Source organism: Alteromonas sp. KS69 (assembly GCF_003989595.1).
In the GTDB taxonomy this organism is placed as follows: Bacteria; Pseudomonadota; Gammaproteobacteria; order Enterobacterales; family Alteromonadaceae; genus Alteromonas; species Alteromonas naphthalenivorans.
The window spans coordinates 248,577-272,171 of record NZ_PYHU01000008.1 but is presented as its reverse complement, the minus strand read 5'-3'; the positions used below and the strand labels follow the sequence as shown (position 1 = coordinate 272,171).

Here is a 23,595-nt window from a genome sequence, read left to right as displayed (position 1 = left end):
GCCCGGAGGCTCATATGTGTTGAGATTGCATTTTAACTCCTATTTATTTGTGTAGCGATAAAGAACGGGGGGTTTCATATTAAATTTCAAAAACTTTCATAGAAAAAAATAAAAATGCTTATGAAATATTTTTAGCCGGGTGTCGGTCTTGTCGAGTAAGCAATCTTGTAAGGTAAAAATACGAATGAGAAATAATATTGGGCTTGCCATCAGTGCACTGGCTCTATCTGTAAGCCAAGGGCTGCAAGCTCAGCAAGCTGACACGCTTGATACCATCGACAAAAATGACATAAAAAAAGATATAGAAGTCGTTGAGGTGACTGGAAATCAGCAAGTGCTAAACCCGTTAAACCCTGGCGACAATACGTTAAGTGGATTATTTGGCGCTGGCATGTCGGCAGCTGATACGCCCCGAGCGGTAACGTCTTTGTCGGCTGAAGCTATGGATGCATTAAACATCAATACCTTACACGATATTGTAAAAGCTGCGCCTAACGCTTATGCATCTAGCGGTTTTGGTACCCCTAGTTTGCCAAGTATACGTGGGCAATTGGGCGAGCTATTTCAAGATGGTATACGTCGCCAATCAGGTAACAATGGTTTTGGTTTACCGGTTTCATTCAATAGTGTTGAACAACTAGATGTAGTGAAAGGGCCATCGCCCGTGCTGTTTGGCAGCACGCAGCGAAATGGTGGCTTTGTGAATCTGCAAACCAAAACTGCGCCTACTGCAGATAGCGAAGGGAATATCACGTTGCGCGCTGGTCGTTGGGATCAATACTCGGCGCAGCTTGATTATGGTACCGCCATTGAAGAAGGCAAAAGTGGGGTGAGAGTCAGCGTTGAGTGGCTAGATCATGGCAGCTTTTTCGACTATGCCGAGCGTGAAAGCAAAAACCTGTTTATTGCTTACAGATATACACCGAGCGATGCCACAACATGGGACGTAAGTGCAGAGTATTACGATGCCGAATATCCTGACATTGCAGGTATTAATCGCCCCACGCAAAACCTGATTGATAACAACCTTTATATAACGGGCCAAGGCGTACAAACGAATGGCAGTACCGTACCTGGTGCGGGCGCTATTATTTCACCAACCGGTGAAGTGGTTATTCCGCGAAGTCAGGTGTATACCCACCCTGATGATGTTAATGGTGCTGAAACTACTGTACTGCGCAGCAATTTAACCCATCAATTTTCAGATAGCCTTGTGCTGCGAAACATGACCTACTATCAGCACCTAACCCGTGAAGAAATTGCTCAGAATAGCTTTGTAGAGATTATTGATGGTGCCGATGCGTTCGAGAATCGCACTGAATTAGACGTGGTTTGGAACGATAAGCAAACCACCACATTTGGTTTGGCGTTACGTTACAACGATGTATTAGGTTACAGCCAGTTTACGACTGAAGGTGATAGCCCTGTAGATTTAACCGGCCCGTTAAGTAACCGAGAAATACCCTTAACCGATGCACAAAAAGCACGATTGGTTGAGCTTCGTCCCGGCGTATTTGTATCACCTGGTGCCCAGTACGATATAGATGGCGATGGTGTAGGGGATTACAATTTATCCGACACCACGGATTCAACCACCTTACAAACGGGCCTTGCATTGCAGCAGCGTTCACAGTGGACAGAATCGTTTTCAAGCATTGCCGGTGTTAGATTCGACTATTACGATGTAGAAGCGCGCGATCCCCTTGCTCCTGAAGGGGTTACCGCCGCTTCTGACACTTATAACGATATACTTGAAAGCGTACAACTCAGTGCGGTGTACAAGCTAACAGAATCACTTAATGCTTATGTGGCGTGGTCAGAGAATGATGCCACATCCAATAGCATGGCAGGGGGTACTACACTTACCAGTGCCAACGAAATTAACCCGCTAAATTTTGCCACTGAAAATACCCTTTACGAAGTAGGGCTTAAGTATTCTCCTGATAGTCATTGGTATGGTGAAGTGTCGGTATTTGACCAAACTCGTAGTTTACGTAACCGCGATGGCAGCAACAGTGGTGTGAAAACCAAAGGCGCAGAGCTGCAAGTTTTCTACCAAGGGCAAGATGTGTGGGTAAATGCGGCGTACAGTTATTTGGATGCGCGCTTCGATGATTCAGCGGCGTTTCAAGATACTGCACAAGTGGCCGATGCTTTTGACGATAGTCGACCAGACATTATTGAAGGCAATGGCGTTGGTTCGCCGTCTTTTGCTGCGTTTGCTCCGTCTGACTCATTAGTGCAGGGCATTCCATCGCAAATCGTGTCATTAAATGCTGGCTGGCAACTTACCGATGACTTACAAGTTGGTGCATCAGCCTTGTACACCAAGTCGTTCCCACTAGATTTCCTACAAACTGTATTTATTCGGGATCAAATCAATATTGATGTAAATGCCGATTATGAGGTTACTGATGATATGCGGCTTCGTGTTGATGTTATTAATATTACTGACGAAGAAAACTGGCAGCCTGTGTTTGAAGGTGGTTACTTTGGCGCTACCCTGGCCATGCCCAATACACCTCGTCACGTTCAGTTCACTATGCAATACGCGTTTTAAGCGCAATTAAGGAATAGTTTATGTTTAAGAAAATTGCACTTATCGCCGTATTGGTGGCTGCCGTTTTTGGCTTTTTTTACTTCGATTTGAATACCTATCTTACCCTTGACGGTTTGAAAGGCTCATTAGATACCTTTACACAACAAATTGAAGAAAATCCATTGGTAAGCATTGGGGTCTTCTTCGCTATTTATGTAGCAGTAACGGCCTTGTCGTTGCCCGGTGCCGCCATTCTTACCTTAGCCGCGGGTGCCTTATTTGGACTAGTACAGGGTTTTATCATTGTATCGTTTGCATCAAGTGTAGGCGCTACCTTAGCCTTCTTAGTGGCACGCTTTATTTTACGCGATACCGTAAGAAAGCGTTTTGGTGAAAAGCTTAAAAAGATTGACGAAGGCGTTGAAAAACAAGGCGCTTTTTACCTGTTTACATTGCGCTTAGTGCCAGTGTTTCCGTTCTTCCTGATTAATTTGTTGATGGGCTTAACATCAATTAAAACGTGGACATTCTACTGGGTAAGTCAGTTAGGCATGTTGGCGGGAACCATCGTATATGTAAATGCTGGTACCCAGCTTGCGCAGATAGACAGCTTATCGGGCATTGTATCGCCAGGCCTTATTCTATCGTTTGTATTACTCGGTATATTCCCGTGGATTGCTAAAGCCATTGTGGCGTTTGTTGAGCGTCGCCGTGTTTACAAAGGCTATAAAAAGCCCGCTAAATTCGATAGAAACCTTATCGTTATTGGCGCAGGTGCGGGTGGCTTAGTGACCAGTTATATTGCCGCAGCGGTAAAAGCAAAAGTTACGCTAGTGGAAGCCGGTGAAATGGGCGGTGACTGTTTGAACTATGGTTGCGTGCCAAGTAAAGCTCTCATCAAAACTGCAAAAGTAGCCAACCAGATGCGTCAAGCTGAAAACTATGGTTTGCACAGTGTTGAACCTACTATGTCTTTTAAAACAGTGATGCAGCGTGTACATAACGTTATTGCTACTATCGCGCCGGTAGACAGTGTAGAGCGCTACACCAGTTTGGGTGTGGATGTAGTAAAAGGCTACGCAAAAATCATCGACCCTTGGACGGTGGAAATTAAGCAAAACGATGGCGGCATGCAAACCTTAACGACCAAAAGCATTGTAGTGGCTACAGGCGCAAGCCCGTTTGTACCACCATTGCCAGGTATTGAAGAGAGTGGCTACGTAACTTCTGATACGCTATGGAGCCGTTTTGCTGAGCTAGAAGAAACGCCAAAACGAATGATTGTATTAGGTGGCGGTCCGATTGGCTGCGAACTAGCACAAGCCTTTGCGCGCTTGGTCAGTGATGTCACCCAAGTTGAGCGAGCACCACAGCTTATGGGCCGTGAAGACAAAGAAGTCGCTGAATTTTCAGAAACCGTGCTTCGCGATAGTGGCGTAAACGTGTTAACCAGCCACGACGCCCTTCGTTTTGAAAATAAAGACGGTGTCAAAACCCTAGTAGTCGCGAAAGACGGCAAAGAAAGCGCTATCGAATACGATGAAGTGATTGTAGCGGTAGGGCGTAAAGCACGCCTTAACGGTTTTGGGTTAGAAGAGTTAGGCATTCAATTTGACCGCACTATTGAAACCGATGAATACCTACAAACCTTAATGCCTAACATTTATGCGGCAGGTGATGTAGTTGGGCCGTATCAGTTTACCCATGTTGCATCGCATCACGCTTGGTATGCTGCGGTAAATGCTTTATTTGGTATCTTTAAAAAATTCAAAGTTGATTACCGTGTTATTCCTTGGACTACCTTCATCGACCCTGAAGTAGCGCGGGTAGGGTTAAGCGAAACCGATGCCGCTGACCAAGGTATAGAGGTGGAGGTAACTCGCTACGAGTTTGAAGAACTTGATAGAGCCATTGCTGAAAGTGCTAGAAAAGGTTTTATAAAAGTACTTACTCCGCCGGGTAAAGATAAAATTTTAGGGGTAACCATTGTGTCTGAACACGCTGGTGATTTGCTCGCGGAATTTGTATTAGCCATGAAGCACGATTTGGGGCTTAACAAATTACTTGGCACTATTCACGCTTACCCAACGTGGGCCGAGGGTGCCAAAAACACTGCTGGTACATGGAAGCGCGCTAACACACCAGAAAAGTTACTAAGCTATGTGGAAAAATTCCACACGTGGCGTCGTGGTTAATAAGCGAGTAAATATTATGTTTTCTATGCATGTTATAAAGCTTAAAAAGTCAGGCTTAGCGGCAGCGTTAGGGGCAACTCTAGCGCCAACTCTAGCGCCAAGATTAGCATCAATGGTAATGGGCGCGTTACTACTGGCGACGCCGGTGGTAGCTCATGCTGAAGCTTCTCTACATGAAGCATTTTCAGCAATGCTAACGAAATATGTTGCGCCTATTAACCCTGTTACTACGCGTGATGGAGTAGAAATTAAAGGCACGAGCACAGAAGTTGATTATGCGGGTTTTAAATCGGCGCAAACAGAACTTACTGCTTATCTGAAAAGTTTATCTGCAGTGTCGAAAGATACGTTTAATCAGTGGGATAAAAACACGCAGTTGGCGTTTTTAATTAATGCGTACAATGCGTATACCATCGATTTAATATTAACCCGATACCCTGATTTAACCTCTATTCGTGACATTGGTGGTTTCTTTTCATCACCTTGGAAGCAAGCTTTTGCACCACTGTTAGGTGAAAAGCGTACGCTTGACGATATAGAACACAATCTCATTCGTGAAAAGGGAGTGTACAACGAACCTCGCATTCACTTCGCCGTAAACTGCGCAAGTATTGGTTGTCCTGCATTACGTGAAGAAGCCTATGTGGGCGATAAGTTAGATGAGCAATTAGAGCAGCAGACCGTTCGTTTTTTATCTGACAATAGCCGCAATTATTACGATGGCAATACCCTTCATATTTCGAAAATTTTCAGTTGGTATAAAGAAGACTTTGAAGTGCAATGGGGTGACTCAACAAGCTTAAGAGGGTTCTTAACTCACTACAGCGGGGCATTGTCAGAAAAAGATGGCACTCCACTAAGCGAAACTGATACTAAGAAAATCGCTTCAGAAAGTACAGAAATTGAATTTTTGGATTACAACTGGGCGTTGAATGACCAAGAGTAATTCATTTTTTTTGGTGTTTAGCTATTTTTTAAGCGTCGCGCTGGTGCGTACACGACTATTTTTTATGCTTGGCGTAAGTATTTTTTTTATGCCGGCGCAGGCCCAGCAGAACGAAGTATCAGATCAAAACTCTGTGCGATCGCCTGTGGTGCAGTTTCATGCATGGGGCGGAAGTGCGCAAGTTAACGGGTATATTCAGTGGGTAAGCGAGCAGGTTCACACGCAGTATAATATTACGCTGAATCATGTGAAGTTAGCCGATACTAGCGATGCGGTATCACGCGTATTAGCCGAAAAAGCAGCAGGAAACGATAGCCAAGGTAGCGTTAATTTAATTTGGATTAATGGTGAAAATTTTGCAGCCATGCAGCGCAATGGTTTGTTGCTTGAAGACTGGGTAAACAGCCTTCCCAACTTTGCATTAACGAACCCATCACGAAACCCAGCCATGATCACCGACTTTGGCATTCCTACCCACGGGCAAGAAGCACCGTGGGGTAAAGCGTCTATGGTGTTTTATTACAATAGCCGATTTGTACAACAGCCACCGCTTAATCTTCCCGAACTTTTACGCTTTGCAAAGGACCATGTGGGACGCTTTACCTATCCCTTACCCAACGACTACTTGGGGATCAGCTTTTTAAAATACGCCGCTATTGCACTGAATGAAAAAGACCGTGACCTCCTGTATCAACCCGTTACTAAAACTGCATTAGCCCACATAACCCAAGCTTTGTGGCGCTACCTAGATGAACTACACCCGCTGATGTACAAGCAGGGGGAATACATGGTGCGTCAAGCCTCACAGCTTCAGCGACTGATGGGAACCGGTGAATTACTATTGGCATTTTCGTTTACTGCGGCAGAGATCCCCAGCGCGGTAAACCGCTTTGATTTGCCCGAAAGTATACGCACATACGCCATGGAGGATGGCAGTTTGGCGAATGTGCACTTCATTGGCATTACCTATAACACTGAAAGCGTCACCGCCGCAAAACAGGTGGTGAATTTCTTATTGTCGCCGCAAGCACAAGCGAAAAAGCAGCAATTGGCGGTGTGGGGCGACGATTCAGTGCTCGATTTTTCGATGCTATCTGCTTCTGAAAAGGCGCTATTTAAACCTGCGGCGAAACATACGGCAGCATTGGATACACAAAAAGCAGTGCCGCTATTTGCTGAACCTCATAGCAGCTGGACTGACGCTCTGAGGCAGGCTTGGTTTCTGCGATACGGTGAGCGCTTCTAATGGCGGTATTTCAACACATAACGCAGAGCGTGCGTGTATTGCTCATTGCATTGCTAAGCGTACCTGTATTTGCTGGGCTTGTTGGCGTGGTATTGCCCGCTTTTGGATATTTTCCAGCACTTAATGCGTTCGACTTTAATCTTGGGGTTTTTAAACATCTATTTGCCCTAGAAAGCATTGTTAATATGACATTGCTTTCTTTGTTAACGGGCTTAATCGCTACCGCGTTATCGGTAGCCAGCGCGTTTTTGTTATTGTCGGTGTTCTACCGCTCTTCCTATCTAAATAGGCTTCAAAGTTGGTTAAGCCCATTGCTAGTGTTACCGCATGCTGCTGCGGCTATTGCGCTGCTATTTGTGCTTTCACCCTCTGGCTTGTTAGCCTCTGTGGTTAGTAATGCAGTGTCTGTTTTCTCAAGTGGTGCTGAAAACTTGTCGAACACACAGAACGTGTTGCCGCCTTCGTGGGAATTTCCTTACGATAGATTCGGTATATCCATCATTGTTGCGTTAGCGTTGAAAGAATTGCCTTTCGTATTTTTAATAGCGGTAAGTGTGTTGTCGCAACCCCAGGTGAAGCGAAAGTTTGATGGCTATTTTAATAGTGCTACCGCGCTTGGTTATGCTCCGGTAACTGTGTTTTTTAAAGCGATTTTTCCGGTAGTGTACTCACAAGTTAGATTGCCCTTATTGGCCGTACTTGCCTATGCTACAGCGAATGTGGAAATACCTTTATTGTTAGGGCCTAATAACCCTCCTACATTAGCCGTTGCTGTGGTGCAGTGGTTCAATCATGTGGATTTATCTATGCGTTTTCAGGCATCGGCTGCTGCGTTGCTGCAAGTTGTCGTTACGCTGATTGCTATTGGTATATGGTTAATAGGTGAAAATATAATTGAGCGAGTTCAAGGCCGTTTTTATACCAATGGCTCTCGTTACACAGGGCAAATGTTCGCCTCTTTTGTAGCCTATTCAGTGGTGGCAAGTTATTCACTGCTAGCGCTGTCGATAATAATAAGTACCACTTTGTGGTCGGTTGCTACCTTTTGGACGTTTCCCACATTACTCCCTGAAGGCTTTACCTTATTGCATTGGAAAACCACGCTTAGTGCGCTAGCAGAACCGGTTAAAAACACAGTACTACTGGCGACTTTTGTAAGCGCATTTTCTGTGCTAATTGCGACCTTGGCTTTAGAAGCCGAGGCGTTAAATAGGCAAGATAACAAACGTTCTGAATATTTTAACCGTTGGGTAGGCGGGGTATTAGCGAGTACCTTATTTTTGCCTCTACTAGTACCTGGCGTGGCATTTTTATACGGTTTGGTATGGTTCCAACTCACCTATTTTAATGATGCGGTTTGGCTTCATCTATTTATTAGCCACCTTGTATATGTACTGCCTTATGTGTTTATTTCTCTGGCAGTGGCCTATCGTAAATTTGAGCCGCGATATATTCAGGTAGCCTACGGAATGGGAAAATCACCTTGGCAGGTTTTTGTTCATATAAAGCTGCCGTTACTGTTTGCGCCGTTGCTGGTAGCTTTTGCATTAGGGGTGGCGATTAGTTTTAGTCAATATTTACCCACAGTGTTAAGTACCGGTGGGCGCATTGCCACTGTTACTACAGAAGCAGTGGCAGCGGCGTCTGGCAGTAGCGTTCGATTAACGGCCGTGTACGTGCTGGTACAAATATTTATGCCGCTAGTTGGTTTCGTGTTGGCGTGGTGGCTACCCACAATTTGCTTTAACCCTATGGGGCGCTACACGCTTCTACGACCGAGGAAGTCGAAATTATGACCTTGAAATTAGATAAGGTGAGTTTGTTTCGACATACCGACATCTTGCTTAATGTAAACGCGGTGGTTAATGCAGGCGAAGTACTTTCTATTATGGGGCCAAGTGGTTCAGGGAAATCTACTTTATTGAACGCCGTTGCGGGTTCGTTAACTGCGCCTTTTTCTGTGACCGGCAGTATTAATATCAACGATATTTGCATTAATGATACGCCGGCGCACAAACGTGGCGTAGGGGTGTTATATCAAGATCCTTTACTATTTGAACACATGACGGTGGGGCAAAATATTGCGTTTGCGCTCTCGCCCAAAAGCGCCTTGTTAGATAAGGGGGCTTCTGAACCTAAGCTTTCAAAAAAACAACGAGAAAAGCAAGTAAGCGACATGCTAGCGCAAGTAGGGCTTAGCGAGCTACAACATCGCCCTGTACAAACGTTATCTGGGGGGCAGCAGGCGCGTATAGCTTTGTTACGTACCTTGGCAGCAGCTCCTCGTGTTGTACTGCTCGATGAGCCTTTCAGCAAACTAGATGCTGCTACAAAAGGTCAAATGCGCAAGTGGGTATTTGAGCAGTTGAAAGCCCGTGGATTACCTACCTTGTTAGTTACCCACGACGTTGAAGATGCTAACGCCGCCCAGGGACAACTAATAGAGATTGAAACATGCTAGATGCGAAAGTTACGCCTTTTATTAAACCCCTTTTAAGGCCCATGATTGTGGCGCTGAGTAAAGCGTGCGTTACGCCAAATCAGGTCACCGTGGTTGGCTTTGTGATTGGTTTGCTCTCGGTGCCTGCCATCGTGAATGGCTGGTGGGTAATGGCGTTTATTTGTATTGTAGCCAACCGGGTGCTTGATGGTATTGACGGCGAACTTGCCCGCTTCCAGCAAAGTAGCAGTAGTGCAGGTGGCTTTTTAGATATCTGTTTAGACTTTTTGTTTTACGCTGCGGTTCCGTTAGCGTTTGGTATAGCAAACCCTAGTGAATGGGGCGTACCTGCGCTAGTGCTAATGGCTGCGTTTGTAGGAACGGGCAGTAGCTTTTTAGCATTTGCCGTAGCCGCAGAAAAATTTAATATAGAAAAGCCCCAATTTAAGAACAAGAGTTTTTATTACATGCAGGGGCTAACCGAAGGTACTGAAACGATACTTTTATTCTTGGCGTTTTGTATTTGGCCTAGTTATTTCCCGGTACTTGCTTACGTATTTGCTGCGGCGTGTGCAATAACCATAGTGACTCGGATTTACAGTGGTTTTATAACCCTTAAATCAGTAGAAGGTATCGATGATTATTGTAATAGAGAAGAGGAGTAATCGTGGATAACGCTGGGTTCATTCGAATAAGTATGTTCTTGGGCATATTCGCGTTAATGGCTTTATTAGAAGCATGGTTACCGGCTAGACAATCTTCGCTAGGCAGATTAAGTCGGTGGAAGGGCAACCTTAGTATGGTGGTGTTAGGCGCGCTTTGTTCTAGAGTGGTGCTACCTGCCAGTTTAGTCGGTGTGTCGATGTGGGCACAAAATGAAGGTATTGGTGTGTTTAACATAGTAATCATAAACAATTGGTTAGCGATTGGATTATGTGTGTTGCTGTTAGACATGGTAATTTATTGGCAGCATAGGTTATTTCACAAAATTCCACTGCTTTGGCGTATTCACAAAATGCACCACGCCGATAGTCACGTTGATACCACCACAGGGCTTCGCTTTCATCCAATAGAAATTGTGATGAGTCTTTTCATTAAAGCGTTAGTAGTAGTCGCTTTTGGTGTTCCTGCTATTGCGATAGTTATTTTTGAAGTTGGGTTAAACGGTTTTGCCTTGTTTAATCATGCTAATATTCGCCTCCCTCAAAAGTGGGATGACAGACTGGGTCTGTTTATCATTACTCAGCGCCTTCATCGTATTCACCATAGTCAATTAAAAGATGAGTCTAATACTAACTTTGGCTTTAGCGTATCGTGGTGGGATAAAATATTTGGTAGTTTTAAAAGCCGCGCCACAAGACGGGATGAAGACATCGCTATAGGGCAAAAAGATTATCCTGCATCGAATAAAAATGCAGGCATAGTCGCGCTATTAAAAATGCCGTTTAATAATAGCCACACGCTGTAGCGTAAGTATTTAAAATGACCATGTAGCATCGCCTGCTTAAATCAATTTTACTTAGATTAATCCGGATACTTTCAAAACTAAATAAAGGGTTCCTAGCTGAAGTATCATGCCCAAGCTGATAAATGCGCCATCCCTATTGGTCATTCCTATAGCGGTTAGTGTTAGTCCTAGGGCTGGGAGTGCGACAGCGAACGGTATTACCTCTAACGGAATCATGCACAACGAGGCCAAAGCGCAGTAACCTGCTACTATATTTTTACCCGGCGTGTTGGATAAAGCGGTTATGCGGGGCTTTAGTAACTTTTCGGTTTTCTTTACGTAAGGTTTGGCGCGCTCTACCGCGTTTTCTAGTTTTTTTTGGTCAATTTCCTGCTTTGTGATTTTATTAGGTAGCCAAGGCGCATTTCTGCCAATAGCGACTTGAATGCAAATTAAAAATAGCGTGATACCGCAAATAGAGGGAACCCCTGGGATTGCGCCGGTAGGAAGCAATGCAATAAGAGAGGGGATGAGTAATAGCGGCCCAAATCCTCTATCTTCGAAGCGAGCAATAATCTCGCCAGCACTTTGCTTTTCGTTATCACTCTCGTCAACGAGCTTATCCAAAAGCCCACTAATTGACGCATCCATAAATTACCTCGTGTCCTAAGGAAAGATACTGTGGTGAAAAACAGTTGTTGTTTTTTATTACGTGCGTTTTGAATTATGGTTTACACCGTATTCCAAAATTGAAAAAAGCTGAAATAGTTAATGTAATGCGATACGAGAGCGATAAAAGGCACTTTTTTATAATATGTACTACAGTAATAGTTGATAAATTTACTTCCCATAAGGATTTTATGTGAAGCCAATTGAAGGCATAGAGTTACTCCGTCAGTTGCCTACGTGTTTGCTATTTAAACCCATTGGGGCATCGAAATTTGACGTGAGTATTGCGTTGGCTCGTCAGTTCGGCCAGGCTCGTGTATCTGAAGATTTTGCAAACGGTTTACGCTTCTTCGATCCTATTACAAAAGACGAGCTTTTAGGCAGTTATCATCCTTTTGCAATTGCGGAGGAAACCATACATCTTTGCCAGTGTGTAAGGATCCAATCTCGGGAACGGGGAATTCAGTTTTTCCTTGAAAGCTCAATAATCACTTTTGATAACGTTAGCTTGGTAGTTATCAACGCAAGGGCGGTGCAGAATAGTTTATTTATCGCGCCGGAAGAGGCTTCTCCCGTAGGGAAACACATTACCTTTAATGGCTTACTCTCTACTTTCTCATCTCAACTCATCAACGCTACAAGCGATAAAACTGACAATCTCATTGAAGGGATCTTAGGTGCATTCGGTGAGTTTTGTGACTTAGATCGCTGCTATTTGTTCGAATTTTTTAACAATGAAAAATTTGCCTGTAACAGTCACGAATGGGTTGCAGCTGGGGTTACACCTTATAAAGACGACCTTCAAGCATTGCCAATGAATACCATGCCTTATTTTGAAAGGAAACTTAAACAAGATGGACTTTTTAAGGTAAACAACGTGGCTAATTTACCCCAAGAAGCAAAAGGGGAAAAAGAAGAATTTGAGCGGGAAAATATTTGCTCTATTTTGTGTGCTTCTATTGTATTGGATAATGGTATTTTTGGTTTTATCGGCTGCGATATTACGGGCAGCCCGTACACGTGGAAGAATCATGACGTTAAGTACTTACAGCGTATAGCACAAATGTTGGCTAACACGCTGCAAAATGCTCATAACGAACGGGCACTTTATAAAGCGCAGCAAGAACTCATTGAAGCGAATGCAAAATTAGCTAAGTTAGCCAATATTGATGGCCTGACCGGCATTGCGAATAGAAGGTTGTTTGACGATACATTACAACGGGATATTGAAAGAAGCGTTCTTAGTAAAACCCCACTTAGCTTACTGTTTATAGATGTAGATCATTTCAAAAATTATAATGATTGCTATGGGCACGTGGCGGGCGATGATGCACTCATTAGCGTGGCAGAAATAATTAAGAAAACCTGTATAGGGAATGATGACGCGGTGGCCCGTTATGGTGGAGAGGAGTTTGCTGTCATTATGCCTTCCACAAACTTAAGCGCTGCATTAAAAGTGGCGGAACGCATTCGTAGGAATATAGAGCAAGCGGCAATACCATTTAAATTATCAGCCTATAATAATCGTCTAACAGCAAGCTTGGGCGTTGCTACTATGGCATTTGACCATCCGGTTTGCCCTAATGAATTTATAAAGCAAGCCGATGCTGCACTTTACCTTGCTAAATCGTTAGGGCGTAACCGTGTTGATGTATGGGAAGCGCAGGAGGTTGTACTGCGTTAAAACGTCAGTACAAGCTTGCCAATATGCGCTTTCTGTTCGAAGTCTATCTGGGCCTGTTTAATTTCGTCGATAGGATACGTTTTTGACACAAGCGCCGAGATATCCCCTTTTTCTATACGCTTAACTAGGTTGGCAAATACACCTTCTGATAGCACAGTGCATCCCAGTAGTTGTAAATCTTTTAAGTATAGCGTTCGAACATCGAGTGGTACGGTGTGCCCAGCAATTGCACCCGAAACAGCATAACGGCCAAATGGTTTCATCATATCTAGTAGCTCTGGCCATCGCGGACCTGCAACTAAGTCTATGACTACATCGAATGGCTTATCTTTAGCGTACGCTAACCAGTTGCAATCTCGAGTTAGTGTGTCATCTGCGCCAAGCGTTCTTAACGCTTCTTGCTTAGACTCGCTGGTGATGGCAACGACCGTTGCACCTCGTGCTTTAGCCAATTGTACCGCAGCAGAGCCTACGCCGCCTGATGCGCCGGTGATGAGTACACGATCTCCTTCCACAACATTAGCGCGGTGAAGCATATTTTCAGCAGTAGAATAGGAGCAGGGAAAAGACGCAAGTTCGGTATCGGACATGCTAGTGTTCACTGCAAGAGCGTGTTTTTCGGCTACTTTTGTGTATTCGGCAAAACCTCCATCACATTCAGAGCCAAAATACCAAGGCGCACTTAATTCAACGCCATCGACTTCAGTTAAGCAGGGCTCAATAATAACTCGCTCACCTATGCGAGCGGTGTCTACATCACTGCCCACTGCAACAATATATCCGCATACGTCTGCACCTTGAATTCGAGGCAGTGCGAAAGGCGCGCCGTTCCAAGATTCAACATCATCATCAACGTCGCCCTTTGTATACCAGCCGTTTCGGGTATTAATATCGGTGTTATTTACCCCAGCCGCGGCTACCTTAATAACAACATCAGTTGCGCCAGGAACCGGTACAGGATATCGCTACGAATACTTAACGCATCAAGGTCGCCATGGTGGGTAAGTACTACCCCTTTCATTTGAGTGGGAAGTTGTGACATAAAAAATCTCCTTTACGTTAAATCGTGTTCGAGAAGTAGTTTGTTGAGCATTTCTTGGGTTGTAGCTAAAGCTTCTTCGCCCATGGTGGGCCAAGCTGCCGACATACCCTCATGTAATATGAAAAGTGAATGAGCCATTGAGCTGTTATTGGTTAGTGCTAAAAGCCACTGGCGAACATCGGCCTTGTGAGTATTTACAGCAGTTGTTACTCGATCATAATCTGGATAGCTAGAGAGGGCTTGCAACGACATGCATCCGTTAGGCGCGTATTGTTTAAGCCATAAGGCTAGGCGAGCAAACACATGTTTGACCGCATTCGTGAGATTGTCTGGGCAGTCTGTGGCTAGGAAGGATAAATAACGCTGATGCCTATGGGTGAGAGCGCCAATAATCATATCCTCTTTAGATGGAAAATATTTGTATAGGGTTTTTAGCGTCGTGCCGGTTTGCGTTTTTAACATGGCGATATTGGGCTGGGTAAAACCATTAGTACTAAACGCAGTTTCTAATCGGGCTGCAATGTCATTCTTTCGTTCGTCGGGTGTCATCATCGCTTCCAATAGCAAGTTTTTTCAGATATAGACTTTTTCGGTACAGGTTTCTCTCGGTATAGCTATTTTTGTCGGTATAGCCATTTTTGTGGGTATAGCCATTAAGGGTAGAATGACTGCTCTACCTTTGTATTGTCATGGTAGAGTAATCATTCTACTTTTGCAAACATGGGTTAGTGTGAGAACTAGCGAATAGGATGCTTTCTGTTCGGTTAGTATCTATGTGAATAGAGCAGAATTGTCTGGTCACAGTACGCTATTAGATGATTTTAAAGGAGTTTGAATGAGCTTCGTGAATAAAAAATGTCAACTTGTGACTGTTTATGGTAACTTTGCTTAAAGTGACTGTTTTTAATCACTTTTGTAAAAGGGTTTATTTACGGTAACATTCTTAGTAACCCAGCGAAGGAGATTATAATATTGCATCTGTATAAAAATACAGGCAGTCTATTTATTCATTAGGGTGAATCCCAACTTAAGAGCTACTCTCATTAAAAGAGGAAGCGATGGAAAACACAAAAAAATATGCAGCGGTTATCACCGGTGATATTGCGAATTCGCAGCATTTGAGCGACGCCGATTTAACTCATGTGCTAAAAGTCCTAACCCGTGAACTTAAAGCGCAAACGTCGTGTCATGGTGGGCAATACGACCTATTTCGTGGTGATGCCTTTCAGGCTGTCATTTGTACACCTAAACTGGCGATGCAAGCTGCCATATGCGTGAGGTTAGCGTTAAAGGCGTGTACCCCATCTACGGATGTACGTATTAGCGTAGCGCTTGGCGAAGTGAGCGTTACCGAAGGCCAAGTGAAAACGGGAACCGGAAGTGCATTTGTGCGTTCGGGCAGGGCGCTAGATAATCTCAAGTCTCAGTATTTAGTGTTTATCAGTGATGATGAAGACTTCAACAAACACGCATCCTTAATGACTGCATTTGTCGATAGTCATATTACTTCGCTAACTCAGACTCAGTCAGAAACCCTACTAGCTTATATTAGTGCAAAAGATAAAGGACATGAGCAAATAGCAAGCGCACTAGGGAAAACTCGCAGCAATATTACGCGTATTTTAAATGCCAGTCAGTACCACTTAGTGGGTGATTATTTACGTTATATGGCAACGGAAGTTAAAACGGAGCGGTAAGCATGGAGCAACTTAGCATAGTGATAGGGCTGTTAGTTGCCCATTTGCTTGGAGATTTTTATTTTCAGCCAAGCAGGTGGGTAGAGAGCCGAAATAGCAAACACCTGAAATCGCCAGCATTGTATCTCCACTCTTTATTACATGGTGTGTTGGCATTAACGGCATTGGTAACTCTATCCGTACTAACCGCAGTTGCATCAAAAGAAGCTGGCTTAGATAGCATTGACGTTGGGCCGCTACTTTTGGTTGCAGGTGGGGTGTTGATAAGCCATTTTATTATCGATGCAGTAAAGTCTTACGCGGGGCCTAGTACCTTGGCTTTCGCAATTGATCAGGCCGCGCATATTGGGGCTATTGTAATTTTGTGGGCACTGCTGACCAACCAGCTTGGGCAGCTATTTAAGCAAGTTCTAATGATTAACCATCATCATTTGGCAGTGCTATTGGCTTATATGATTATTTTGAAGCCCACCTCCATATTTATTAAGCAGCTTCTTTCGCCTTGGACTAAAGAGCTTGATGAAGATGCTAAACCACACAACTCGTCCACGTTAGTTCAGCTTCCTATCCAAAATACTCTGGCCATGGCTGGGCAACGAATTGGTTATTTAGAGCGCCTTCTTATTCTTACCTTTGTGTTAATAAATCAATTTGCCGCTATAGGTTTCTTACTTGCTGCTAAATCTATCTTTAGATTTGGCGATCTAACCAAAAGCGAAGACAAAAAACTAACGGAATATGTATTGTTGGGCACATTAACTAGCGTAGTAATTACTATTGCAGTGGGGCTTACTACACGTATGTATATGGGCAAGCTTTAATCTCCGCAAGCCTAAAGAATAAATTTCCTCTCAGCGTGTTAAGCAAGCGTTCGGATTTACTTTTTTGTTTAATCAACCTCTAGTAATCAACAGATTTTTAGTATTGCTTACTAGAGGCATTCATTAAATAACAGAAAGCTAATTTATAAATATCAATAGGTTATTGTAAATATATAATGCTAGCGCACTTGGTAATCGCTATCAGTACGAATATAAATAGTTGCTTCGCCTTTACCTTCATTAACAATTTGATGTTCAAATGCGCCTGTCGACTCTACATAGCTTCCTGCGCTTAAGGTGATAGGTGAACTAACATCTTCAGATTGATATTTAACTTCGCCTGCTATTACCACAGCACGGAACTCACTAGCATCAGTACTTATAGAGCCGTTAAAACCGACGGGTAGCTTCACCATTGAGCCGTTCATATCGGCGGCGCTGCCCCACACGTAGGTAGATGACACACCTGGTGCACTTACATCGTGCAATTCGCTATCGTTAAGCCACACAATATTGTCTTTATGCAGGTTTAGCGGGCGTTCACCATTATCAAAATGCTCACTAGATGGTTGTACTAAATAAGGCCCAGAATCAATTTCTAAATAGATTAAATTGGCGCTACCGTTTGCTGCTGTGGTGTGATCTTCGCCAGCAGGTTGGGTCCAAAAAGAACCAGCAGGCATCCACATTTTACCTGCAGTAGGATCGTCATTGTGCATAGCACCTTCAATCACGATGCCGCGATACGTAATATTATGAATATGCGGTGGAGATTCAAAACCTTTGTTAAAGCGTACCAGCATACCAGTTGCGGTATTTTTAGTGCGGTCTCCCCAAAGGTCTGCTGCGCCTGGGCTCTTATCACCACGAAGAGGGTTAAGGTAACCCCATTCAATATCATCTGCTGCTACGACCCTAGATGCTGTTTCTGCGGCAAACGCTGTTGTACTTGTAAATGATGTTGAAAGTGCCACTGCGCTAGATAATGCAAATGCGAGTGTTGTTGCTTTAATTGTGAATTTCATTTTTAAACCCTTTAACTTGATTGCTTGGGTGTATTTTATGTGCAGAAAGGCGGTGGATAAATGGGCAAATCGCCAATACACTTTCGCTAAAACGTGGATAATAGTTGCCGTGCTTGAAGATATTGATTCGATTTTAGCTATAATAAAATGAACCTGGCTAAAGTTTATGCCATTGTAGTTACACCACCATAGCGTTAATAAAACTAAATTCTACTAACAAAAAAAGAAGATGTTATGAAGATAGAAGACTTGCAAGTATTGCTCAAGGTGGCAGAACTGCATTCAATAACTGCTGCAGCGAACCAGCTAGACATAAGTTCCTCTGCCGCAAGCGTAGCTTTAAAGCGGTTAGAGCAAGACGTTGGCACTCAACTGTTTGTGCGAACTACCCGCAAAATACGGTTATCGCCCGAAGGTGAGCGTTTTCTACCCTTATGTCAGCAAGCACTAGACTTGCTTCAACAAGGTGTTATGCGTATCAGTGAAGAGCAGCAAGACATTAACGGCGAAGTGAAAATGGCCATGTCTTCGGAGATGGGACGTAACCTAATGCGGGTTTTGCTAAACGATATTATGGCGGAACACGAAGACGTATCTGTTAGGTTGCAGGTAAGTGACAGTCGTGTGGATTTCTACCGCGACGGGGTAGACATTGCGCTAAGAGCCATGACCAAAAGCGCGGTTCAAGAGCTCAATATGTATGGGTTCAAAATTTGTAATATTCCACACTTTATTTGTGCTTCGCCACGCTATATTGAAAAGTATGGAGAACCTACTAGCCCCGAAGAATTAGCAAATCACAATGCATTGCTTTACAAATTGTACGAGCTAACCCACGACGGTTGGGATCTATACAAAGGTGGAGAGGAAGGTAAAGAGAAAGGTAAAGAGAAATTCAAAGTTAAAGTAAAAAGTAACCGCGCAGTGAACGATGGCGACATTGTGCGCCGGTGGTGTGTTGATGGGGTGGGTATCGCAAAGAAGTCAGTTATTGATATTGCAGAGGATTTACTGGCGGGGCGCCTTCAGCGGGTTATGCCTGCTTATCACGTACCGCTTACTGAAATGTGGCTAGTGCTACCTAGCCGTCAACTTATCACGCCTGCAATTCGTTTAATCCGTGATGAACTCAAGATGAAAATAAATACGCTTAGAAAGGCGTTGATTTCCAAAGGTATACTTGATGAATCTGAATGGCCAAATGCCGACTAGCCTCGCTTGTATTCGCCAAATACTGATTAGTTACAAGTAGAGGGAGTAGTAAAATAAGGATTTTGTGTAAATTTAGTTGAACTTAATAGTGTGTTTAAATACCATGCGCACCTGATAATGAAAGTGATTATCATTTGCAATTAATAAAGCGGACACACAATGCACATAGACTTCACACACACAACCAAAGTTAGCGCAGCTACTGCGATTTTCTCCCTTTTTTATACCACTGCAATCTCGGCCCAAGCTGTTCAATCTCAGGATTTTACGTCCTTAGAGCAAAGTGGTGAAGAAGCACAACAAGAACAAGCTGTAACGGACGAAAACCTAGATATCATTACCGTTTACGGTCGTCACAACAGATTGATATTAGAATCTGGTACGGCTACTAAGTCGAACATGAGTTTGATGGAAACGCCTGCCGCTGTAGTATTGGTTGATGGAACATTATTAAAAGAACAAGGCGTCGACACGCTACAAGAAAGTATTCGTAACATTAGTGGTTTAACCCAAGATGGCAATAACTACGGGGTAGGCGATAACCTTGCTATTCGTGGCTTAGGTGTAAATTACACCTACGATGGTATTTATGCTGGTGCAGATTTAGGTAATAGCTACAACCCAACACGTTCAATGACTAATGTAGAAAGCATTGAAGTGTTAAAAGGCCCTGCAACGGGTCTTTACGGTATGGGTGAAGCAGGCGGGATTATCAACCTTATTGAGAAAAAGCCACAGTTTGAAGAGCGATACGAGATAGAAGCATCGTTAGGTAGTTGGGACAGTTACTCACTAATGTTTGATGCAACAAACGCCATTAATGACTCATTGGCTTATCGCGTAGTGGCTAATCATGAACAATCAGACGGCTATCGTGGACTTAGTGATGAACGAAGCGAGCTTTATACTTCATTGCGATATGACTATTCTCCCGACAACAAATTTTTAATTTCCGCTGCATATATCGACGATGCAGTGCAGATTGACTCTATCGGTCATCCGGTACGCTTAATCGATTTAACTTTATTAGATGCTGAGGCTGGTAGTGTTACCGCGTCAGATTTAGTTAATGGCGACGTAGATAGCGGTGGATTGCAACTAACCGATGAGCAAATAGCAGAGCTTGCAGCTTCGCTAACCTCTACAGATGGTGTTCAACCCTATGATTTAGGTGATACTAGCCTTATTTCACCATTGTCAGAGCCAAACGAAGGCAAAGAGTTTCGTATCAAAATACGCCAAGATGTGAACTTAGCGGATAACTGGTCACTGACTCAGCAATTACAATACCGTACATACGAGACTGACTATATTCGCCAAACCAGTGCATACAACTATGTGTATACAGAACGTACAGATGTAATCAACTTGGAGCCACGTGCGCCGTTAGTTATTGACGATGTGTTGTACCCGTTTGCCGCTCGTAGACAGGAATACCGAAACATTGTGGCTGACGAAAAAGTATGGCAATACTTTATTGATGTTACGAATACGTGGTCGGCTGGCAGCGTTGAAGGTGAGCATCTGTTTAGCGCGAACTACGAAGATCACGAAATGTCCTACGCGCAGTGGTCTATTTGGGATGCTGACGATACTCGAAGTGATGCAGTGCCTTACATTTTAGATATTCGTAATCCAAACTGGCCAACGGGTACGTTCGATGATTACAACCCATCGCTTCGCAGCAAGTATGAAAAAGACGTATCTAGCTGGGGCGTAAGTTTTCAAGAAGTGTTGTACTTTAATGAATACCTAACAGGTCGTTTCGGCGGTGCTTATGGTGCGGTTAAACAAACCTATTTGAACCAATATAGCGATGGTAACCTAGAGTACGATGCCGACGATGATGGTTTCACTTACAACTTAGGCTTAACCTACAAAGTAACACCGAATATCTCTACCTTTATAAACCATTCAAAAGGTAGAACCGCTTACAGTGTTTTAGGTTCACTGAGCGAAGAAGATAACCGCCCTGACTCAGAGTCAATCTCGTGGGATTTAGGGTTACGCTTTACCGCGTTATCTGAACAGTTACTTGGTTCAATCGTAGTGTTCGATACCGCAAGAACGAACCTGCAATACACTAACCCATTGTATGAAGACAATATTGACGACCCTGCTTACAACATTGATGTACCAGAGTTCTACTACGATGAGCAAGAGCGTACTACCGGTGTTGAAATTGATATTAACTTCGACATTAATGAGCAATGGGCGCTTAACACTAATGCTACGTACCAAGAGCCAGTAACGGAACCGGGTAATTTTGCTAGTAGTACTGATGAAGAACAAACCAAAGGTATTGCCGAAAAAACGGCAAGTACGTGGTTGACCTACAGCCATTCATTCAGCGCATTACCTGCACCCGTTAAATTCAGTGTGGGTGTGTCTTATGAAGATGAGCGTACTATTTCAGCATCTGCGTTTGGTATTTACTATGCCTTCGTAGATTCATACACAGTATGGGATGCTGCAATTAGCTATGTGTCTGACGACTGGGATGTTCAGCTAAATATCAAAAACCTTGATAATACCGATTACTATAGTAGCGCTATGTACCTTGGTGGTCTTCCTGGTGAAGAACGAAATGCCAAGTTAACGGTTGCGTACCGCTTTTAATCCTAGGCATTTATAGTAAGACAGGTATTAAACCGCTTGAATAAAAACGTAGCTATTATACTGCGTAGCATAGTCGCCATCATTGGCGGCTATGCGTTATCCGCACTGTTATCCATTTACTTAACCTATTCTTTCGTGCATTTATTGCATATCAACAAAGGCGTAGCTGTGCTCACTGCTAGCATGATGAGTTATGTCGCTTTTTTTATTCTATTTATTTCTAGTTTCGCGGTATCGAACATTGTGAGATGGCTGATTAGCTGTACTCTGATTATCGCGTTAGCCGTGCTATTTTTGCCCTTGGTAGAGGTATTGTGAAAACAACATTCAGAAAAACAATGATTTGGCTTCATACCTACTTAGGCATTATTTCTGGCTGGTTGTTGTTCGTTATTTTCGTAACGGGTACGCTAAGTTACTTTACCCCAGAAATTACGTATTGGATGATGCCAGAGCGGCAGGTTATTGTAGGCGATGGGTTTGACCGAAATATTGTGGTAGACGAGGCGAGCTATACGCAAACCAATACGCAGACCAAGACAAAGGTGGCGCAAGAGAGTCAGCGATTCCAGATAGAACAATCGTTAAACTACTTACAACATCATGCCAAAAACGCTAGTTCATGGCGAATTTACCTACCTACCGCCCGAGAGCAACATTGGTATGTTCAGTGGCGTGAGGGAAAAACACGTCATACGGTGAGTTTTAACAAAGACGCTACGCTTCTTGGGTCAACAACCGACACCAAAGGGGGATTGTTCTTCAGGAATTTCCACTATACCTTGCAGCTTAGAGGTTACGGCGGCCGCTATATCGCCGGAATAGCCGCTATGGCTATGCTGCTTACTCTTTTCAGTGGAATTTATACTCATAGGCGTTTCTTCAAAGACTTTTTTACCTTACGCAAAGGCAAGATATCAAAATGGACTTCCGATCTTCATGCATTAGTCGGCATTGTAACGCTACCTTTTTGCTTAATGATTTGTATAAGTGCCATTATGATTTACGCCATTATGTACACGCCTTTTTCGGCAAATATGCATTTTGAACAAGGCGAGCGGGGCGTAAATAAAGCAATCATCCCATCGCTTCCACCACTTACTAATAGTACAAGTACGGCAGCAAACTCGGTAAAAAGCTCGGCAGCAGGCGCCTCTGAATATATGCTAAGCAAATCGATAGCGTACTCAGCCATACTGACTAGCTTAAAAGCACAATGGCAAGAGCCACACGCGATTAAGCGAATCACGGTAGAAGCGCCGGGTAACGAAAATAGCCGCTTTATTATTGAACGCACTAAAAGCCTAACGGTTTCGAACCGCGCCGACCGACTTGTTTATTCAAGTTATACTGCAACGCCTCTTGAAGGCTATGAAGATGAAAGTGCACCCGCCACTTTCAGGCGAATAATGTATGGGTTACACCAAGCGAACTTTGCTACCACTGGCTTAAGATGGTTACTCTTTGGCTTAGGTGTATTGAGCTGCGTGCTTATAGCGTCGGGGTTAATTATTTGGGTTAATCAGCGGCGTACAAACCTTAGTAAAGGACAAAAGCGTATTCCCTTATCGTTACACATTATGGAAAAGGGCAACATCGCTTCCATTATGGGAATGGCCATTGCAACGCCCGTTTTTTTGCTTGCTAACCGGCTTATCCCTGCCGACACCTTAAACCGAGCTAACATGGAAATTAGTGCGTTTTTTGTTGCTTGGCTATACTGCTTGGTACACGTCATTTTTAGGCCTGCAAAAAACGCGTGGTTTGAACAGACATTGGTTGCTGTCGTAAGCTTTATAAGTCTAGCAGTGGTTGGAATATGTATGCCTTTTGAAAGAATAAAAGGTGCCGTTGGTACCGCAGACATTACTTACTTAAGTTTCTTTCTAGGGTTTGTATTATGCGGCGCTGTTTTTTCAGCACTAGCGTATTGGCTAAGAGTTCGTTTGTCCGCCTCCTCTTTAAGTGGCGCAACGTGTAATCAAGATAACCTAGAAACAAAAAAAGAGTAGT

18 protein-coding genes and 1 pseudogene are annotated in these 23,595 nt (G+C 43.7%); 15 read left to right on the top strand and 4 right to left on the bottom strand.

The window, feature by feature from the left end:
* Positions 1-184 precede the first annotated feature (184 nt).
* The 8 genes from C7Y69_RS08325 to C7Y69_RS08290 all read left to right on the top strand — a co-directional run bounded on the left by C7Y69_RS08325 (position 185) and on the right by C7Y69_RS08290 (position 10,834).
* Complete coding sequence (locus C7Y69_RS08325) at positions 185-2,560, top strand: TonB-dependent receptor (RefSeq protein ID WP_126872380.1); 2,376 nt, start codon at positions 185-187, stop codon at positions 2,558-2,560.
* 20 nt (positions 2,561-2,580) lie between these two features.
* Entirely contained in the window at positions 2,581-4,734 is a 2,154-nt protein-coding gene (locus C7Y69_RS08320; RefSeq protein ID WP_126872379.1) for an FAD-dependent oxidoreductase, read from the top strand.
* 25 nt (positions 4,735-4,759) lie between these two features.
* Complete coding sequence (locus C7Y69_RS08315) at positions 4,760-5,680, top strand: DUF547 domain-containing protein (RefSeq protein ID WP_409513422.1); 921 nt, start codon at positions 4,760-4,762, stop codon at positions 5,678-5,680.
* Between the two features lie 88 nt (positions 5,681-5,768).
* Complete coding sequence (locus C7Y69_RS08310; protein ID WP_244360234.1) at positions 5,769-6,926, top strand: ABC transporter substrate-binding protein; 1,158 nt, start codon at positions 5,769-5,771, stop codon at positions 6,924-6,926.
* A complete protein-coding gene (locus tag C7Y69_RS08305) occupies positions 6,926-8,722 on the top strand; it encodes an ABC transporter permease (RefSeq protein WP_126872377.1) in 1,797 nt (598 codons plus the stop codon). Before C7Y69_RS08310 ends, C7Y69_RS08305 begins: the two co-directional genes overlap by 1 nt.
* A complete protein-coding gene (locus tag C7Y69_RS08300; protein ID WP_013783843.1) occupies positions 8,719-9,387 on the top strand; it encodes an ATP-binding cassette domain-containing protein in 669 nt (222 codons plus the stop codon). Before C7Y69_RS08305 ends, C7Y69_RS08300 begins: the two co-directional genes overlap by 4 nt.
* Positions 9,381-10,031, top strand: a complete 651-nt coding sequence (locus C7Y69_RS08295) for a CDP-alcohol phosphatidyltransferase family protein (protein WP_013783844.1) — start codon at positions 9,381-9,383, stop codon at positions 10,029-10,031. Before C7Y69_RS08300 ends, C7Y69_RS08295 begins: the two co-directional genes overlap by 7 nt.
* A gap of 2 nt (positions 10,032-10,033) precedes the next feature.
* Complete coding sequence (locus C7Y69_RS08290; protein ID WP_013783845.1) at positions 10,034-10,834, top strand: sterol desaturase family protein; 801 nt, start codon at positions 10,034-10,036, stop codon at positions 10,832-10,834.
* Between the two features lie 51 nt (positions 10,835-10,885).
* Here C7Y69_RS08290 and C7Y69_RS08285 read toward each other — a convergent pair whose 3' ends face one another.
* Positions 10,886-11,464, bottom strand: a complete 579-nt coding sequence (locus C7Y69_RS08285; RefSeq protein WP_126872376.1) for an exopolysaccharide biosynthesis protein — start codon at positions 11,462-11,464, stop codon at positions 10,886-10,888.
* Between the two features lie 211 nt (positions 11,465-11,675).
* Between C7Y69_RS08285 and C7Y69_RS08280 the strand changes: the two genes are divergently transcribed.
* The gene (locus C7Y69_RS08280) at positions 11,676-13,166 is read left to right on the top strand and encodes a diguanylate cyclase (protein WP_126872375.1); all 1,491 of its coding nucleotides are present in this window, start codon (positions 11,676-11,678) and stop codon (positions 13,164-13,166) included.
* Here C7Y69_RS08280 and C7Y69_RS08275 read toward each other — a convergent pair.
* A pseudogene (locus tag C7Y69_RS08275) lies at positions 13,163-14,208 on the bottom strand (alcohol dehydrogenase family protein). The gene C7Y69_RS08280 and the pseudogene C7Y69_RS08275 sit on opposite strands and share 4 nt — an antisense overlap.
* 12 nt (positions 14,209-14,220) lie before the next feature.
* Positions 14,221-14,760, bottom strand: coding sequence for a TetR/AcrR family transcriptional regulator (locus C7Y69_RS08270; protein ID WP_260563456.1), 540 nt, complete (start codon positions 14,758-14,760; stop codon positions 14,221-14,223).
* Positions 14,761-15,266: 506 nt separating this feature from the next.
* On the opposite strand from C7Y69_RS08270, the gene C7Y69_RS08265 reads away from it, so the two are divergent.
* Together C7Y69_RS08265 and C7Y69_RS08260 are read left to right on the top strand one after the other, a co-directional pair.
* A complete protein-coding gene (locus tag C7Y69_RS08265) occupies positions 15,267-15,905 on the top strand; it encodes a hypothetical protein (protein WP_013783850.1) in 639 nt (212 codons plus the stop codon).
* A 2-nt stretch (positions 15,906-15,907) separates the two neighbouring features.
* A complete protein-coding gene (locus C7Y69_RS08260) occupies positions 15,908-16,726 on the top strand; it encodes a DUF3307 domain-containing protein (RefSeq protein WP_126872374.1) in 819 nt (272 codons plus the stop codon).
* A 179-nt stretch (positions 16,727-16,905) separates the two neighbouring features.
* On the opposite strand, the gene C7Y69_RS08255 is transcribed toward C7Y69_RS08260, so the two are convergent.
* Entirely contained in the window at positions 16,906-17,751 is an 846-nt protein-coding gene (locus tag C7Y69_RS08255; RefSeq protein ID WP_126872373.1) for a DUF4437 domain-containing protein, read from the bottom strand.
* 234 nt (positions 17,752-17,985) lie between these two features.
* Here C7Y69_RS08255 and C7Y69_RS08250 point away from each other — a divergent pair, with 234 nt between their 5' ends.
* The 4 genes from C7Y69_RS08250 to C7Y69_RS08235 all read left to right on the top strand — a co-directional run bounded on the left by C7Y69_RS08250 (position 17,986) and on the right by C7Y69_RS08235 (position 23,594).
* The gene (locus tag C7Y69_RS08250; RefSeq protein ID WP_126872372.1) at positions 17,986-18,963 is read left to right on the top strand and encodes a LysR family transcriptional regulator; all 978 of its coding nucleotides are present in this window, start codon (positions 17,986-17,988) and stop codon (positions 18,961-18,963) included.
* A 159-nt stretch (positions 18,964-19,122) separates the two neighbouring features.
* Complete coding sequence (locus C7Y69_RS08245) at positions 19,123-21,582, top strand: TonB-dependent receptor (protein ID WP_126872371.1); 2,460 nt, start codon at positions 19,123-19,125, stop codon at positions 21,580-21,582.
* Between the two features lie 36 nt (positions 21,583-21,618).
* On the top strand, positions 21,619-21,900 hold the full coding sequence (locus C7Y69_RS08240; RefSeq protein WP_013783854.1) for a hypothetical protein: 282 nt from the start codon (positions 21,619-21,621) through the stop codon (positions 21,898-21,900).
* Positions 21,897-23,594 carry a PepSY-associated TM helix domain-containing protein gene (locus C7Y69_RS08235; protein ID WP_126872370.1) on the top strand — a complete coding sequence of 566 codons (1,698 nt, stop codon included), beginning with the start codon at positions 21,897-21,899 and terminating at the stop codon, positions 23,592-23,594. Before C7Y69_RS08240 ends, C7Y69_RS08235 begins: the two co-directional genes overlap by 4 nt.
* Position 23,595: the final 1 nt, after the last annotated feature.

Coding starts and splice junctions, on each gene's coding strand:
- C7Y69_RS08260 (WP_126872374.1), top strand. CDS start 15,908: ATGGAGCAACTTAGCATAGTGATAGGGCTGTTAGTTGCCCATTTGCTT.
- C7Y69_RS08325 (WP_126872380.1), top strand. CDS start 185: ATGAGAAATAATATTGGGCTTGCCATCAGTGCACTGGCTCTATCTGTA.
- C7Y69_RS08315 (WP_409513422.1), top strand. CDS start 4,760: ATGCATGTTATAAAGCTTAAAAAGTCAGGCTTAGCGGCAGCGTTAGGG.
- C7Y69_RS08250 (WP_126872372.1), top strand. CDS start 17,986: ATGAAGATAGAAGACTTGCAAGTATTGCTCAAGGTGGCAGAACTGCAT.
- C7Y69_RS08300 (WP_013783843.1), top strand. CDS start 8,719: ATGACCTTGAAATTAGATAAGGTGAGTTTGTTTCGACATACCGACATC.
- C7Y69_RS08255 (WP_126872373.1), bottom strand. CDS start 17,751: ATGAAATTCACAATTAAAGCAACAACACTCGCATTTGCATTATCTAGC.
- C7Y69_RS08265 (WP_013783850.1), top strand. CDS start 15,267: ATGGAAAACACAAAAAAATATGCAGCGGTTATCACCGGTGATATTGCG.
- C7Y69_RS08285 (WP_126872376.1), bottom strand. CDS start 11,464: ATGGATGCGTCAATTAGTGGGCTTTTGGATAAGCTCGTTGACGAGAGT.
- C7Y69_RS08305 (WP_126872377.1), top strand. CDS start 6,926: ATGGCGGTATTTCAACACATAACGCAGAGCGTGCGTGTATTGCTCATT.
- C7Y69_RS08245 (WP_126872371.1), top strand. CDS start 19,123: ATGCACATAGACTTCACACACACAACCAAAGTTAGCGCAGCTACTGCG.
- C7Y69_RS08295 (WP_013783844.1), top strand. CDS start 9,381: ATGCTAGATGCGAAAGTTACGCCTTTTATTAAACCCCTTTTAAGGCCC.
- C7Y69_RS08270 (WP_260563456.1), bottom strand. CDS start 14,760: ATGATGACACCCGACGAACGAAAGAATGACATTGCAGCCCGATTAGAA.
- C7Y69_RS08310 (WP_244360234.1), top strand. CDS start 5,769: ATGCCGGCGCAGGCCCAGCAGAACGAAGTATCAGATCAAAACTCTGTG.
- C7Y69_RS08320 (WP_126872379.1), top strand. CDS start 2,581: ATGTTTAAGAAAATTGCACTTATCGCCGTATTGGTGGCTGCCGTTTTT.